This window comes from Streptomyces sp. NPDC005955 (assembly GCF_042871255.1).
Classification (GTDB): Bacteria; Actinomycetota; Actinomycetes; order Streptomycetales; family Streptomycetaceae; genus Streptomyces.
In genome coordinates, this window is the sequence record NZ_JBIAIF010000010.1 from 14,659 (window position 1) to 29,091 (window position 14,433).

Genomic DNA, 14,433 nt, shown 5'->3' on the forward strand with positions numbered 1-14,433 from the left:
CCGCCGCCCCCGTTCCCGGCCCGTCCCGACGTGACCTGTGTCAAAGCCGGCCCCGTCGGGTTTGACGCCCCTGTCAGTGGCGCAGTGCATTATCGGGAGCGGGAGGTGAGGCGCGTGGTGGCGTACGACTGCGAGGTGCTGGTGATCGGCGGCGGGATCGTCGGGCTGTCGACGGCCCGTGCGATCACCCGGGCCGCGCCCGGGACCAGGGTCACCGTGCTGGAGAAGGAGCCGGGCCCCGCCCTCCACCAGACCGGCCGCAACAGCGGGGTGATCCACAGCGGGGTCTACTACCGCCCCGGTTCCCTCAAGGCGCGGTACGCGGTGGCGGGCGCCGCCGAGATGGTGAAGTTCTGCGCCGAACATGACGTGCCCCACGAGGTCACCGGCAAGCTGATCGTCGCCACCGCCCGGCAGGAGCTGCCCCGGCTGCACGGCCTCGTCCAACGCGGTCGGGAGAACGGCATCCCCGTGCGGGAGCTGGGCCCCGCGCAGATCACCGAGGCCGAACCGGAGGTGCGGGGGATCGCCGCGATCCACGTCGGCACCACCGGGATCTGCGACTACGGGACGGTCGCCCGGCGGCTCGCCGAGCTGTCCGGCGCCGAGATCCGCTACGGCGCCGAGGTCGTCCGCATCGACCGCCGCCCCGACCGCGGGGTCGCCGTGCGCACCGCGGCCGGCGAGGTGGTGCGCGCCCGGGTCCTGGTGAACTGCGCGGGACTGCACTGCGACCGGATCGCCCTGCTCGCCGGCGACGACCCGCAGATGCGGATCGTGCCGTTCCGCGGCGAGTACTACGAGCTGGCCCGACCCGAGCTGGTGCGGGGCCTGGTCTACCCGGTGCCCGATCCGGCGTTCCCGTTCCTCGGGGTGCACCTGACGCGCGGCGTCGACGGCGGCGTGCACGTCGGACCCAATGCGGTGCCGGCGCTCGCCCGCGAGGGCTACGACTGGGGCACGCTGCACCCCGGGGAGCTCGCCGGGACGCTGCTGTGGCCCGGCTCCTGGCGGATAGCCGGCCGGCACTGGCGCTACGGCGGCGGCGAGCTGCGCCGCTCCCTGTCCAAGAAGGCGTTCACCCGGGCGGTGCGGCGGCTGCTGCCCGCCGTCACCGAGGACGACCTGGTACCGACCGCGGCCGGTGTCCGCGCCCAGGCCGTGCTGCGGGACGGCACCCTCGTCGACGACTTCCTGCTGCGCGAGGGCCCCCGTACCGTCCACGTGCTGAACGCGCCCTCGCCCGCCGCGACGGCCTCGCTGCCGATCGGCCGGGAGGTCGCGGGGCGCGCGCTGCGGATGCTCGAAGCGGCGGGCGCCCACCGCTGACCCGGACGGTGGGGGTGGGACGCGCGGGACGCGGGGGCCGGCGGGGGCTCCGTAGAATCGCTGTCACTGTGTCCGAGCATGACGAATCACCCCAGACGCCCCGGCCGGCCCCGCCCGCCGGGCCCGACGCGCCCGCGACCGCCGACGCCGGTGCCGCTGACGCCGGAGCCGCTGACACCACGGCCACCGACACCACCGGTGCCGGCACCGGTGGTGGGGACGCCGCGCCCGGCCGGCCCGCCCGCTCGCGGATGTTCCCGCCCGGCGAGGGCCCCGCGCCCGACCCCGCCGGGGCGCACTTCGACCGCCGCATCCGCAGCTTCCAGCCGCGCCGCAGCCGGGTCACCCGGGGCCAGGAGGACGCGATCCGACGCCTGTGGCCCGCCTGGGGCCTCGACGTCGACGGCAGCCGCGTCCTCGACCTGGACGCACTGTTCGACGGACTGCCCGTGGTGCTGGAGATCGGCTTCGGCATGGGCGAGGCGACCGCGCGGATGGCCGCCGCCGACCCCGGCACCGGAATCCTCGCCGTCGACGTGCACACCCCCGGCCAGGGCCATCTGCTGGGCCTCGCCGAACAGGCCGGACTCACCAACGTACGGGTCGCCAACGGCGATGCGATCATCCTGCTGACCAGCATGGTCCCGCCCGCCGCGCTCGACGGGATCCGGGTGTACTTCCCCGACCCCTGGCCCAAGAAGCGGCACCACAAGCGACGCATCATCCAGCCGGAGTTCCTCACCCTCGCCGCGAGCCGGCTGAAGCCGGGCGCCCTGCTGCACTGCGCCACGGACTGGGAACCGTACGCCGAGCAGATGCTCGACGTGCTGACCGCGCACCCCGATTTCGAGAACACCCAAGCCGACGGCGGCTTCGCCCCACGGCCCGCGTTCCGTCCCCGTACCCGGTTCGAGGGGCAGGGACTGGACAAGGGGCACCTCGTGCGCGACGTCCTGTTCCGCAGGTCCGCCTAGGCACGTCCGGCCGGGCGCCCCACGGGGGCGCCCGGGCACACGCGGCGCCCCGCGGCATCGCGCGGGCGCCGGGTGGAGCCTTAGGGTCGGGGCAATGGCCCTCACCCCTGTGCACCGCCCGACCGGGGACGACGACCCGTCCGGTCCCGCGCGTGCACCCGCCGTCGTGCCGGACCACCCCGTCGCCGCCCCGGCCCCCGTCGGCCCGGCGGTCCCGCCCCGCGCGCCCTGGTGGCGACGGCGCGGCGTACGGATCGGTGCGCTCACCGGGGTCCTCGCCCTGTGCGGGGTGGTGCTGTTGGCGCTGGTGCGCGAGCAGACCGGGAACGAAGGGTTCCTGGTGGGGCTCGGGCTGGCGGTCCTGCCGGTGCCGCTGCTGGTGGCCGCCTTCCGCTGGCTCGACCGGGTGGCCCCGAGGTCCTGGCGGGACCTGGGCTTCTGCTTCGCGTGGGGCTCCTGCGCCGCCGCGCTGATCTCGATCGTCGCCAACAGCTTCGCCACCCACTGGATCGCCGACCGGACCGCGGACCCGGACGGCGCGGACACCCTCGGCGCCACGGTGATAGCGCCGGTGGTCGAGGAGTCCGCGAAGGCCGCCGCGATCCTGTTGATCTTCCTGTTCCGGCGGCGGGGCCTCACCCGACTCGTCGACGGGCTGGTGGTCGCCGGGGTCACCGCGATCGGGTTCGCGTTCACCGAGAACATCCTCTACCTCGGTACCGCCTTCGACACGGACCGCAGCAACGGGGACGCCGGGCTGGCCTCGATGACCGCGCTGACCTTCTTCGTCCGGGTGGTCATGTCACCGTTCGCCCACCCGCTGTTCACGGTGCTGACCGGCATCGGCTTCGGGCTGGCCGCGCAACTCGCGCCCCGGCTGCGGGTCCGCCGGGCGCTCGCCCCCGCCGCGGGCCTCCTGCTGGCGATGGGGCTGCACGCGCTGTGGAACGGGTCCACCACCTTCGGGGACTTCGGGTTCTTCCTCGTGTACGGGGCGGTCATGGTGCCGGTGTTCGGGCTGCTGACCTGGCTCGCCGTCTGGGCCCGGCAGCACGAGCTGCGCATCCTCCGTGCGGAGTTGCCCGCGTACGTGGCGGCGGGCTGGCTCGGTCCGCCGGAGCCGGTCGCCCTCGGTTCGCTGCGGGCCCGCCGGCTCGCCCTGGACCACGCCCGGCGCCACGGCGGCCCCACGGCGCGGCAGGCGGTGCGCGCGTACCAGCAGTACGCGACGGCCCTGGGGTTCCTGCGGCACCGGGGCGACCGGGGCGGGGCGGGCGCCGACTTCGTCGTCCGTGAGCGGGCGTTGCTGGACGCGCTGTGGGAACTGCGGCGGTGGGCCCGCCCCTCGCTGGCCCACGCCGCCTTCATGACGGCGCCCCGGGCCCTGGCGCACCCGCCGCACGCGTACCCCACGTCGTACGCGTACCCCGCGCCGTACGGGGCGCCCGCGCCGTACGGGTCCGCGGCTCCTCCCGCGTACGGCGTTCCGGCGGGGTACGGCCACGGCTACGGCTACCCCACGGCGTACGGTGTCCCGCCGGGCCAGGGCGCCCCGTACGGTCACGGACACCCCACCCCGTACCGTCCGTACGGCGGTCCCGGCGGTCCCGGCGGTCCCGGTCCCTACGGGCCGTAGCGGGGTCAGGCGGACGCCTCCGTCAACAGGGAGAGTTCCGCGTCCGTCAGCTCCAGGTCCGCCATCGCGAGGAGGGCGGTGAGCTGTTCGGGGGTGCGGGCGCTCGCCAGCGGGGCGGCGATGGTCGGGCGGGAGGCCAGCCAGGCGAGGGCGATGGTGGCGAGCTCGGCACCGCGGTCGCGGGCGACCGTGTCGAGGGCGGCGAGCACCCGCTGGCCGCGCACGGTCGTCAGATGGGCGGCCGCCGAACCGGACCGCGCGCTGTCGACGCTCGCTCCGGGGCGGTACTTGCCGGTGAGGAAACCCGAGGCGAGGGCGAAGTAGGGCACGGACGCGAGCCCGTTGCGGGAAGCCACCTGCTGGAGGCCGCCCTCGTAGGTGTCCCGGGAGACCAGGTTGTACTCGGGCTGGAGGACGGCGTACCGGGCCAGGCCCTCGCGGTCGGAGAAGTCGAGGGACTCCTGGAGTCGTTCGGGGGTCAGGTTGGACGCGGCGACGGCCCGCACCTTGCCCGCGGTGACCAACTCGTCCAGGGCGGCGACGATGTCCTCGACGGGGACGGAGACGTCGTCGAAGTGCGTGTAGTAGACGTCGATGTAGTCGGTGCCCAGCCGGGTGAGGGACGCCTCGGCGGCGGCCTTGATGGTGGTGGGCGACAGGCCCTTGAAAGCGGGGTGGGCGCCGACCTTGGTGGCGACGACGACCTCGGCGCGGTTGCCGCGCGCGGCCATCCACCGGCCGATCAGGGACTCGGACTCGCCGCCCTGGTTGCCGTCCGCCCAGACGGAGTAGGAGTCGGCGGTGTCGACGAAGTTGCCGCCGGCGCCCGCGTAGGCGTCGAGGACGGCGAAGGTCTGGGAGGTGTCCGCGGTCCAGCCGAAGACGTTGCCGCCGAGGGCGAGCGGGAAGACATCGATACCGGACGGGCCCAGCGGGCGCAGAGTGGTCATGGCCCCAGTCAACACCGTGGCCCCCGCGGCCCCTTCCCGGGGACCGGCGGGCCTGACGTCGGAGGGTGAACGCCAGGACCGTCGGCGCCCGGACGTGGGGGACGGCCCGCCTCGCGGCCGGGCGCCGGACCTTCGTCCGACGCCGCCCGGACCGCGTCGCCGCGGCCCGCCCGTCGACCGGTCCGCTAGAGGCTGAGGCCCTTGCCGCGCAGGTAGGCGGCCGGGTCGATGCCCGCGCTGCCGCCGCCGGGGTGGACCTCCAGGTGGAGGTGGGCACCGGTGACGTTGCCGGTGCCGCCGACGCGGCCGATGACCTCGCCGGTGGTGACCTTCTGACCGACGCTCACACCGATCGACGACTGGTGGGCGTACCAGAGTTCGGTGCCGTCGTTGAGGGTGAGGACGGTGCGGTACCCGTACGAACCGGACCAGCCGGCCTCGGTGATGGTGCCGCTGCCGATGGCCTTCAGGGGGGTGCCGGTCGGGGCGGCGAAGTCGAGGCCCGTGTGGGAGCCGGAGGACCACATCGCGCCGGACTGCCCGTAGGTCGAGGTCAGCGTGTACGAGGAGAGGGGGAGGGAGAAGCTCTTGGCGAGCTTGGCGATGCGTTCCCGCTCGGCCTTGGCCTTCGCCTCGGCCGCCGCCTTCGCGCGCTCGGCCTCCTTCTTCTTCCGCTCCTCTTCCTTCTTGGCCTTCGCCTCGGCTTCCTTCTTGGCCTCGACCTTCGCCTCGGCGGCGGCGGCGTCCTTCGCGGCCTTCTCCACGGCGGCCTTCTCGGCGGCGGCGCGGGTGGCGCTCTCGGCCTGGTCCTGCTGCTGTTCGGCCTGCTGCATGATGCGGGCGCGCAGGGCCTCGCCGGCGTCGGTGGCACCCTCGGCGGTGTCGGCGCTGGTGACGCCGGCGCCGGTGAGCGGGGCGACGGCGGGCGCGGCGGCCTGGGTTGCGGTGTCCGCGGAGGAGTCGCCGGGCATGATCGAGCCGATGTCGGGCATCGATATCTTCACGGCCGGCTTGCCGCCCTGCGCGGTGGCGATGCCGCCCGCGCCGACCGCGGCGATGACGCCGACGCCGAGGACGGTGGAGCTGCGGGCGAGTCCGCCGCGCTGTTTGGCGACGCGGTGCCGACCGCGAACGGGTCGGACGGTGTCGGCGGTCGGGTTCCAGACCTCACGGGTCTCGCCCTCGGTCACCTCGGGTCCGAAGACCCGGCCGTAGGGGGAGGAGGGGGCCCCGTCCTCGGCCGATTTCGGCACGTAGGGAGCTTCGGGGGCAGGCCGATTGGACGCCACTGAGGCGTACTCCTTTCCTTCCTTCTCGCCTACCGGGTTAGCTGACGGGTTCGGAGCAGGAAGGTCTCCTACGGGCGTCCTTGGAGAAGGCTGCCCGATTCACCCCATGGTGGTGGTTCCCCGGTTCCCTTGCGGGATTCGGCGCGTGCGCACGGAGCCGACTCTGGTGACGGCTGGGACGACCGCGCTGCGTTATCGAACGTTAATAGACCCGGGGGCCGGATTCCAAGCGCTTCCGGTTGATCGTTCCGGCCGATGGCCGGGACTTATCGGGACACGGGCGGGCGGAACAGGGCGAGTTGACAGTTGGACAATATTCCCCGACGCAGAGAACTTTCTCTGACGGTGGCTCAGTTGTTATCGACGGGGAGGGCTCCGTCACGGGGTGTGAGTGGGTGGTCCGGACGGGGTGACGATGTGACAGAAGTGGTGGGAGTGGCGGGAGTGGCGTGCCGGGTGTTTCAGGGCCGGCGGACCGCGAGCAGCGCCAGGTCGTCCTCCGAGCCGCCCCCCGTGTGCCGGACGACGTCGTTGATGACGACGGCGAGCAGGGCGTTCGGACCGGGGAAGGTCCGGCCGCGCAACCGCGCCACCGGGTCGTAGAACGCACCGTGCGCGTCCCGCGCTTCGGAGAGCCCGTCGGTGTAGCCGAGCAGGGTCGTACCGGAGGGGAAGGGCGCCTCGTCGCAGCGGTCGGGCCACACCCCGAGGTCGGCCATGCCCAGGGGCAGCGCGGGGCGGCCCGGGTCCAGCACGGTCAGCGCGCCGTCCGGGGCGAGCAGCAGGGGCGGCGGGTGCCCCCGGTTGAGGACCCGTACGACGTCCTGCCCGTGCGGGAGTTCGGCGAGGACGGCGGTGGTGAACCCCTCGAAGTCGTCGACCCCGCGCCGCCGGGTGCCCTCCCGGGCCAGCGCGCGTTCCAGCCGTCGGGCCACCGCCTCCAGGGTCGTCTCCTGCTCGGCGGCCTCCCGGAACGCCCCGATGAGCACCGCGACCGCGGACACCGCGGTGATCCCCTTGCCCCGCACGTCACCGACCACCAGCCGGACCCCGTGCGGGGTGTCCTGCACGGCGTAGAGGTCGCCCCCGATGGACGCGTCGGCCTGCGCGGCCTCGTAGCGGGCGGCGACGTCGAGGCCGCCGATCCGGTCGGCGGGCTCCGGCAGCACGGCGCGCTGGGCGGCCTCCGCGATCTCCCGTGCGGAGGCGAGCCGGGCGTTGCTGCGCCGGGCGAGGCCGTTGATGACGACGGCGAGCACGGACACCGTCACGATGGTCGCCAGGTCGGTGATGGCGTCGGCGCGCGCCAGCCCGCCGTCCGCGGACCGCTCGCCCACCGAGGCGGCGCAGGCCATCAGCCCGACGGCCACGGTCCCGCGGCGGCCGTAGAAGGGCGCGGCGGCCAGCGGTGCGGCGGCGAAGAGGGGGGAGGCGGTGAGGTGCAGCGGGGTGAGCTCGTCGTAGAACAGTCCGATGACGATCAACAGGACGGGCAGCACCCGCACGAACCAGCGGCCCCGGCGAGCGGTGCGACGGTGCCGGCCCGCACCGGGTACGGGGTCGGGTGCCGTTTCCGGTGCGGCGTCGGGCGCCCGGTCGGGTACGGGGTCGGGTGTCCGGTCGGGGGACCCGGCACCGCCGGTCGGCTCGCCTCCGTGGCCCACGTACCGTCTCCCGCCGCCTCCGTACCCGTCACCGCCCGCCGCCCCCAGGTTTGCCCCGCCGGGGACGCGCAGCGAGCCGTACGGGCCGTACGGGTGAGCGCGGACGACGGGCGGCGGCCACCCGGACGCACCCCGGACGCACCGAAGGCCCGGAAGCACTGGGCTTCCGGGCCTTCGGCCTGAGTAGCGGGGACAGGATTTGAACCTGCGACCTCTGGGTTATGAGCCCAGCGAGCTACCGAGCTGCTCCACCCCGCGTCGGTAAACCCGACTCTACACCACTCGGGCGGCCGGACCACCATCCGTTTCCGCAGGCAGCGGCCCGGACGCCGGTCCCGCCCCCGCCACCGGCGGTACGCACGGGCGCGCGGTCCGGACGCGTACGGAACGGGGGCGCGCCGGACGGGGTACGTCAACCGTGCCGTCCCCACCCCTGCCCGGTTCGGGTGGTGGGGCACCGGATTCCCGGTGGCGCCCCGGCCCGTCCGCCATCCTGGACGGATGAGTGACGAGACCTGCCCGGCCTGCGGCGGCACCGGACTCACCGAGCACGAACAGCACACGGTGGAGACGGACGAGGACGGCCGTCAGAAGCCGGTCGTCCGACGATGGACCGGTGCCTGCGGAACCTGCTCCGGGACCGGCCAATCCCACTAGGAGACCCACACATGCGCACGTGGTACGTCTGCCTGGGCTGCACCGCCCGATACCTACCGCCCGAGTCCGCTCCCGCCCCGTCGGCCACCGCGCAGCCGTCCCGGCCGCGGCGGGCCAGGACCGGCGGGTCGAGCGCCCCCGTCGCCTGTCCGGAGCCCGGTTGCCGGGAGAAGGCCGCCCGGATCGTGGACAGCATCGGCGTGCCCGCCGAGACCGTCGCCCGGTGGGCCCGCAAGGCCGCCGGGCTCGACGGCGACCGGCGCACCCCCCGCGGGCACCGCCCCGCCCGGGGCCGCCGGTCGGCCGCCGGCCCCGGCGCCGCCCGCAGCAAACTGCTCTGAGGTCCCGCCCCCGCCCGCCACGGACGGGCGAAGCCCGGGGCGTACGCCCCGCCGTTGCGGGCTCCCCGGTGGGGGACGGTCACCGGGCGCCCGCGTTCGTGGTCTGCTGGCCCGGTGAACGCCGCACGCACCGGGCACCGCCGCCCGGACCTCCGGTACGCCCCGCTCACCCCGGCCCAGGCCACCGCCTGGGGCCACTACGTCACCCACGCCACCGGCTGCCGCGCCTGCGCCGACGGCGATCCGCGGGCCTGCCCCCGGGGGCGCGAGCTGCGTCGGGCCTGGCGCGCGGCCGGTCGCGCGCGGGTCAACGCGCCGTGCGCCGCTTGCCTGTTGGCGCGCATCGCGGGCCGCCCCGACCCCGAGCACGGGTGCCTGGGCGGCACCCGGCTCCGGGTGAAGGGCCTACGGCTCTGCTTCCCCGGCCGCCGCCTCCCGTGCCCCTGCCCCTGCCGGAGCGCGGGAGGAACGGGGCGCAGCGGGTCGCGACGCCGCGCTCAACGGCGCTGACGCAGCTGCTGGACGACCGGCACCACGGCCAGACAGAGCAGCGCCGCCCCGCCGAACGCCGCCCCTGCCGCGAGGAGTGCGCTGACGGCCGGGCTGCCGTCGAGCGTCTTGAGGAATCCGACGCAGGTCGCCACGAGCACGGAGAACAGCACCATGACCAGCAACCAGGGGATCCAGGCGCTGTCCGCAGGCCCGGAGGCGGTCGGCGGGTGCGGATCCGTCGGAACGGACGGCGGGTTCGGGGTGTTCACGGTGCTCGCCTCTCGTGCCGGCGGGTGGAGGTGTCGGGGGCGGACGGAGCCAGCAGGACGTCGGCCAGGGCGGTCCGGGTGTCCTGCAACGCGGCGGCGACCTCCCGGTGCGCCCGGTCCAGCTCGTCCAGCTCGGTCAGTGCCGCGACGACCGACCGCTGCTCGGCCAGTTCCGGCACCGGGATCCGTAGCGTCCCCAGGGACTCGGACCGGAGCGAGGGCGCCGCGGTGGCCGCGGCCCGGTCCCGCATCCACGCGACGGTCCCGTCCAGGCACAGGTGGTGGAACAGGTACTCCGGCAGCACCCGGCCCCGCTGCTGCGCACGCACCCGGACCCGGAGGACGTTGGGGCTCATCAGCCAGTCGACCTGGTGCTCCCGCACCAGCGCCGGTGCGACGATCGCACCGGAGCGGACGCACACGATGTCCTGCTCCCGCAGCGCGAAGCCCCGCAGCCGACGGGCCGTCTCCTCGGTCGTCCGCTCCTTGACCTCGTCGCTGATGCGCCGGTCCTTGAGGTGCTGCGGGAAGACGACGGGGACCGGGCCGTGACTGCTGCGCTGGGCCTTGCCCAACCGGGAGTAGGAGGGTCCGGCCTGGATCTCGCACAGCGTGTCCAAGGAGGTCACGGCGGCCGGCCGGTTCCGCACCCGTCCCTCGGCCGACGGCCGCCGGGCGACGGCCTCCCGCACGTCCCGGAGCGCCGCCTCGGCACGGCCCAGCCGTTCCCGGGCGGACCCGAGCCGCTGCTCGGGATCGTCCTCGCCGCTCCTGCGGCGCTCCACGTGGTCCAGGGGGTTGAGCGAGTAGTCGCTGCGCCGCAGTTCCTCCCGGGACACCAGCGCGCCGGGTACCCGGTGGTCCGCGGCGGTCGACCGGGGGTGGGGGCCGTGTGCGTCGTCCTCCCGGTGCATCCGGTAGGAGTCGAGGAGCAGTTCGGCGTCCCGCGGACCGAGGACGCGACGCGAACCGTTCTTCGCGCCCATGTGCCGTGCGTCGAGGAACAGGGTGCTGTCGCAGGGATCACCGTGGTGGCGCAGCAACCACACGGAGACCGGTACGGCGGTGCCCGTGAAGAGGTGCGCCGGCAGGGCGATGACGCAGTCCACGACCCCGCTCTCCACCAGGTTCCGGCGAATGGTCCGCTCGGCCTCGTGGCCCGAGTTGCCCGCCTTGTTGGGCATGATGACCCCGGCCCGTCCCCCTTCGTTCAGCACCGCCAGACAGTGCTGGACGTAGGCGAGGTTGTCGTTGTCGAGCGGCGGCGCCCCGTACGCCCACCGCCCGTCGCTGCGCTCGGCGCGGCCGGCGTCGCTCATGTTGAACGGGGGGTTGGTGAGCACGATGTCGTACGACGCCCGCGGGGCCTGCGCCGGGCCGCCGCCGTTCCAGGGAGCCGTTCCTTTCAGCTCCAGCGCCGGGGAGACCCCGTGCAGAAGGAGGTTCATGGTCGCCAACCGCCAGGTCTCGGCGCGCCGGGTCTCGCCGTACGTCCGCACGGGCGCAGGACGCGGCGACCCGTCCTCGTCCACGGCGCAGGCGGCGGCGGCCTCGATCAGGAACCCGCCGTCGCGCGCGTACGGGTCGTACACGGACCGCGGCCGGCCGGGCCCGAACTGCGAGCAGGCCAGCCGGGTCGTCAGCCGGACCACCGCGCGGGGCGTGAAGAACTCGCCGCTGCCCAGTGCGGCCCGTTGTTCGTACTCGTCGAGGATCAACCCGAACACGTCCTCGTCGAGACGGCCCATCGCCTCGACGACGCCGCGCAGGTCGCGGGCGGTGCGCGGCTCAAGGCGCTCCAGGGCCTGCGTCATGCTCGAATGCACGCCGCTGGCCCGCAGGTCCTCGTCGGTGGCGCGGCCGATGTCCCGGAGCAGTCGGGCCACTTCGTCGAGCCCGGTGGCGGAACGCGCCCGGCCGGCCAGGGCGTCGAAGGAGTCGGCGTCGGCGCCGCGGAGGTAGTGGAGACAGAACAACAGGTTCAGGTAGTCGAGCGCACTGGCCGCGCCCCGTACCCGGTCGACGGGACCGCCCATCAGGTCCGCCACGATCCGCCGGGTCTCGGGGCGGGGCTGGTCGACCGCGCCGGTCGGGACGCGGTACGGGGACCCGGTCGTGGAGCGCTGCCCCGGTGCGACCGGACCGGTCGGGCGCTGCCCGTCCCGTTCGCGCTTCCCGAGGCGGTCGCCGTAGGTGGTGCCGACGGGTTCTCCGGTGAGGAGGTGCGCGGTCGGCACCGGTCGCCGGTCCAGCCAGCGTCGGACCTCCGAGTGCCGGAAGTAGTCCCGTCCGTTGGAGCGCCGGGAGGACGGGAAGTCGGCTTCCTGTTTCTCCCAGGCGGTGACCGTCGGTCGGCTGACGCCGGCGAGCTTGGCGATCTGCGCCCGCCCGAGCAACGGATCTTCACCGGTCGGCTGGTACGCCATGGGCAGGTCCCCCTTCAACGTGCTGTGAGCAGTGGTCGATGGGGAGCGAGCTTAGAAGCTCATGCCCGGTGGAACCCAGTGCGCACCTCCAGTGCGCAGTGAACGTACGGATGGGCTGAAGGCTTCGGGAAGTCCCGCACTCCCCTGTTCACTGGACCGGAATCCTCGCCTCCCACCGCCCTCCGGCCCTCTGCTGACCGAACCGGGTTGCGCGATTCTGCTCCGCGGTGAGTGGGTCCGTGGGGGGGACGGCGGTGGACGAGCGGCTGCGCCGTTGCCGGCCGGGGCGCACCGGCCCGGCCCGCGCTTCGGCCTCCTGAGGAGGTAGCGGGTCGCGGGTGGGTTCCGTCGTCACCGATGAGGAACCGGGATGCGCCCTTCGGTGCATGCGGGCTCCCCGTGGTGACGAGGCACGGCCGGCGTGGCCGTGTGTTGATGGAAGGGTGAACCTCCCCCGTCCCCCGCGTCACGACGTGTACCTGGCCGTGGCGGCGTTCCTCGGCGGCGTACTGCTGGGGGCGCTGGGCCTGTCCACCCACCAGGACTCGCCGCTGCCCGCCTGGGCGGCCCTGGTGCCGCTGGCGGTGATCTGCGCGGCCCAGACGTTCCGCCGCTCGCTGCCGATGGCCTTCCTGCTGGTCGGCACCGTGACCGTGGCCGCCGACCTGGTCACGGTCGGCAACCCGGGCACCGTCCTGGTGTTCACCGATGCGGTGTACGCGGCGGTGCTCTACGGGCCGCCCCGGGCCGCCCGCCGCATCCCGGTGCTGTCCGTGCTGTTCACCGTGGCCGCGACGACCGGGTTCGTGCTGTGGACCCGGTCGGCGGAGGGGCTGCTGCTCGGCATGCTCGTGGGGCTGGTCACGATCGCCCCCGCGACGACCGGGGCCATCGTCCGTAACCACCGGGAGGCCGCCGACACGGCCCTGCTGCGCGCCGAGCAGACCGCGCTGCTGGCCGAGATGGACCAGGTCCAGGCGGTGACGGCCGAGCGCAACCGGATGGCCCGGGAGCTGCACGACGTGGTCGCCAACCACCTCACCGCCATCGCCATCCACTCCACCGCCGCGCTCTCCCTGAACGACCCGGCGACCACCCGGAAGGTGCTGGAGACCATCCGGGAGAACAGCGTCGCGGGCCTGGCGGAGATGCGCCGGCTCATCGGGCTGCTCCGCGACGGCGCCGACGACCTGGTGCCGACCGCCGCGCCCACCCTCGCCGGGGTGGAGCAGCTGGTCGAGCGGGCCCGCGCCAACGGCGCCGGGAGCGGGCTCACCTTCGCGCTCGACGACCGGCGCGAGGACGGCGCGCCCCTGTCGGTGCCCGCCGACCTGGCGGCGTACCGCATCGTCCAGGAGTCGCTGACCAACGCCGTCAAGCACGCCGACCCCGGTGAGGTGCGGATCGCCCTGGCACAGGCCCAGGACGGGGCGCTGACGGTGAGTGTGACCAGCGCGTACGGCAGTCGCTCAAGCCCGCGCGCGCCCGGCTCCGGCAGCGGGTTGACCGGTATCCGGGAGCGGGTCGCCCTCCTCGGCGGCGAGGTGTCGGCGGGGCCCGAACCGGGCCCGCCCGGCGGCCCCGCACGGATCTGGCGCGTGCGCGCCGTCCTGCCCGTACAGAACGACAAGGAGCCCTCCGGATGAGTGGCCACCGGGCAGCTGACGAGCGGGTACGCGTCCTGGTCGCCGATGACAGGGCCCGGTACGGCTCTTGGCCCGTCCGCTCGCGCGCGAGCCCTCCAACACCGAAGCGCCCCACCCGAGCTGAGTCGGGTGGGGCGCTTCTTCGCAGGTCGCGGGCGTGCGCCCGGCCCCGCGTGCGGTAGGCCGTGTGGGACTCGAACCCACAACCAATGGATTAAAAGTCCACTGCTCTGCCAATTGAGCTAACGGCCCGCTACCCGCAGCATAGCGGTGCGCCCGGGGCGGACGGGGGCCTGTCCCCCGGTGGTGGCGGGGTGCACGGCCCGAGGGTCGGTCCACGGACGGAACGGGACCCGCCCGCGAGGTGGCGCGGGGTCATCCTGGCACTTCCGACGGCCCGCCGCGCACCGTTTTCCGGGCTCCGTCCCCCGGACAGCAGCGAACCGGGTGCCCTCCCCGCGGGGAGGGCACCCGGTTCAGCCGGTGGTGGCGGGATCAGCCGTTGCGCTTCCAGCGCGGCTTGTCGTCGCGGCGGTTGAAGCCGGAGCCCGAACCGGAGCCGGCACCGCGGTGGTCGTCACGACGGCCGTACGGGCGGTCGTGACCCGAGGGGCGGTCGTGACCGGAGGGGCGGTCGTCGCGGCGGTCACGGTTGAACGGACGGTCGCTGCCCCGGTGGCCGCCGGAGGGGCGGTCGTCCCGGCGGAAGCCGCCGCGCTCGGGGCGGTCGCCGTCACGGCGGTCGCGGGAGAAACCGCCG

The 14,433-nt window shown here is 74.5% G+C and carries 11 protein-coding genes, 2 tRNA genes, 1 pseudogene and 1 riboswitch; of the genes and pseudogenes, 6 read left to right on the forward strand and 8 right to left on the reverse strand.

Annotation, left to right across the window (positions count from 1 at the left end):
* The first annotated feature begins 84 nt into the window (after nt 1–84).
* The 3 genes from lhgO (at nt 85) to ACFYOU_RS22870 (ending at nt 3,939) form a co-directional block, all read left to right on the forward strand.
* On the forward strand, nt 85–1,329 hold the full coding sequence (lhgO, locus tag ACFYOU_RS22860) for an L-2-hydroxyglutarate oxidase (protein ID WP_391308055.1): 1,245 nt from the start codon (nt 85–87) through the stop codon (nt 1,327–1,329).
* A 251-nt stretch (nt 1,330–1,580) separates the two neighbouring features.
* Nucleotides 1,581–2,303: a tRNA (guanosine(46)-N7)-methyltransferase TrmB gene (gene trmB, locus ACFYOU_RS22865; RefSeq protein ID WP_389764148.1), complete on the forward strand. Its 723-nt coding sequence runs from the start codon at nt 1,581–1,583 to the stop codon at nt 2,301–2,303.
* Between the two features lie 94 nt (nt 2,304–2,397).
* The gene (locus ACFYOU_RS22870) at nt 2,398–3,939 is read left to right on the forward strand and encodes a PrsW family glutamic-type intramembrane protease (protein ID WP_391308057.1); all 1,542 of its coding nucleotides are present in this window, start codon (nt 2,398–2,400) and stop codon (nt 3,937–3,939) included.
* Between the two features lie 5 nt (nt 3,940–3,944).
* On the opposite strand, the gene ACFYOU_RS22875 is transcribed toward ACFYOU_RS22870, so the two are convergent.
* The 4 genes from ACFYOU_RS22875 to ACFYOU_RS22890 all read right to left on the reverse strand — a co-directional run bounded on the left by ACFYOU_RS22875 (nt 3,945) and on the right by ACFYOU_RS22890 (nt 8,100).
* The gene (locus tag ACFYOU_RS22875; RefSeq protein WP_391308058.1) at nt 3,945–4,889 is read right to left on the reverse strand and encodes an aldo/keto reductase; all 945 of its coding nucleotides are present in this window, start codon (nt 4,887–4,889) and stop codon (nt 3,945–3,947) included.
* Between the two features lie 185 nt (nt 4,890–5,074).
* Entirely contained in the window at nt 5,075–6,178 is a 1,104-nt protein-coding gene (locus tag ACFYOU_RS22880; RefSeq protein ID WP_389763729.1) for a M23 family metallopeptidase, read from the reverse strand.
* 11 nt (nt 6,179–6,189) lie between these two features.
* Nucleotides 6,190–6,332, reverse strand: a riboswitch (cyclic di-AMP (ydaO/yuaA leader).
* Between the two features lie 307 nt (nt 6,333–6,639).
* Nucleotides 6,640–7,842: a PP2C family protein-serine/threonine phosphatase gene (locus tag ACFYOU_RS22885; RefSeq protein WP_389763731.1), complete on the reverse strand. Its 1,203-nt coding sequence runs from the start codon at nt 7,840–7,842 to the stop codon at nt 6,640–6,642.
* A gap of 184 nt (nt 7,843–8,026) precedes the next feature.
* Nucleotides 8,027–8,100, reverse strand: a tRNA-Met gene (locus ACFYOU_RS22890).
* 243 nt (nt 8,101–8,343) lie between these two features.
* Here ACFYOU_RS22890 and ACFYOU_RS22895 point away from each other — a divergent pair.
* The gene (locus ACFYOU_RS22895; RefSeq protein ID WP_385488760.1) at nt 8,344–8,499 is read left to right on the forward strand and encodes a hypothetical protein; all 156 of its coding nucleotides are present in this window, start codon (nt 8,344–8,346) and stop codon (nt 8,497–8,499) included.
* Nucleotides 8,500–8,510: 11 nt separating this feature from the next.
* Nucleotides 8,511–8,840, forward strand: a complete 330-nt coding sequence (locus ACFYOU_RS22900; RefSeq protein WP_391308061.1) for a hypothetical protein — start codon at nt 8,511–8,513, stop codon at nt 8,838–8,840.
* 497 nt (nt 8,841–9,337) lie between these two features.
* Here the strand turns inward: ACFYOU_RS22900 and ACFYOU_RS22905 are convergent, their stop codons facing one another.
* Nucleotides 9,338–9,601, reverse strand: coding sequence for a hypothetical protein (locus ACFYOU_RS22905; protein ID WP_389763738.1), 264 nt, complete (start codon nt 9,599–9,601; stop codon nt 9,338–9,340).
* Nucleotides 9,598–12,027: an N-6 DNA methylase gene (locus tag ACFYOU_RS22910; RefSeq protein WP_391308062.1), complete on the reverse strand. Its 2,430-nt coding sequence runs from the start codon at nt 12,025–12,027 to the stop codon at nt 9,598–9,600. The genes ACFYOU_RS22905 and ACFYOU_RS22910 overlap by 4 nt, the downstream gene beginning before the upstream one ends.
* Before the next feature lie 386 nt (nt 12,028–12,413).
* Here ACFYOU_RS22910 and ACFYOU_RS22915 point away from each other — a divergent pair, with 386 nt between their 5' ends.
* The gene (locus tag ACFYOU_RS22915) at nt 12,414–13,673 is read left to right on the forward strand and encodes a histidine kinase (protein WP_391308064.1); all 1,260 of its coding nucleotides are present in this window, start codon (nt 12,414–12,416) and stop codon (nt 13,671–13,673) included.
* A 179-nt stretch (nt 13,674–13,852) separates the two neighbouring features.
* Here ACFYOU_RS22915 and ACFYOU_RS22920 read toward each other — a convergent pair.
* Nucleotides 13,853–13,925 (reverse strand) — tRNA-Lys (locus tag ACFYOU_RS22920).
* A 243-nt stretch (nt 13,926–14,168) separates the two neighbouring features.
* A pseudogene (locus ACFYOU_RS22925) lies at nt 14,169–14,433 on the reverse strand (RNA helicase); the annotation flags it as partial.

Excerpts from the sequence above, each read along its gene's own strand:
- trmB (WP_389764148.1), top strand. The coding sequence starts at position 1,581 with ATGTTCCCGCCCGGCGAGGGCCCCGCGCCCGACCCCGCCGGGGCGCAC.
- ACFYOU_RS22870 (WP_391308057.1), top strand. The coding sequence starts at position 2,398 with ATGGCCCTCACCCCTGTGCACCGCCCGACCGGGGACGACGACCCGTCC.
- ACFYOU_RS22875 (WP_391308058.1), bottom strand. The coding sequence starts at position 4,889 with ATGACCACTCTGCGCCCGCTGGGCCCGTCCGGTATCGATGTCTTCCCG.
- ACFYOU_RS22895 (WP_385488760.1), top strand. The coding sequence starts at position 8,344 with ATGAGTGACGAGACCTGCCCGGCCTGCGGCGGCACCGGACTCACCGAG.
- ACFYOU_RS22900 (WP_391308061.1), top strand. The coding sequence starts at position 8,511 with ATGCGCACGTGGTACGTCTGCCTGGGCTGCACCGCCCGATACCTACCG.
- ACFYOU_RS22910 (WP_391308062.1), bottom strand. The coding sequence starts at position 12,027 with ATGGCGTACCAGCCGACCGGTGAAGATCCGTTGCTCGGGCGGGCGCAG.
- ACFYOU_RS22915 (WP_391308064.1), top strand. The coding sequence starts at position 12,414 with ATGCGGGCTCCCCGTGGTGACGAGGCACGGCCGGCGTGGCCGTGTGTT.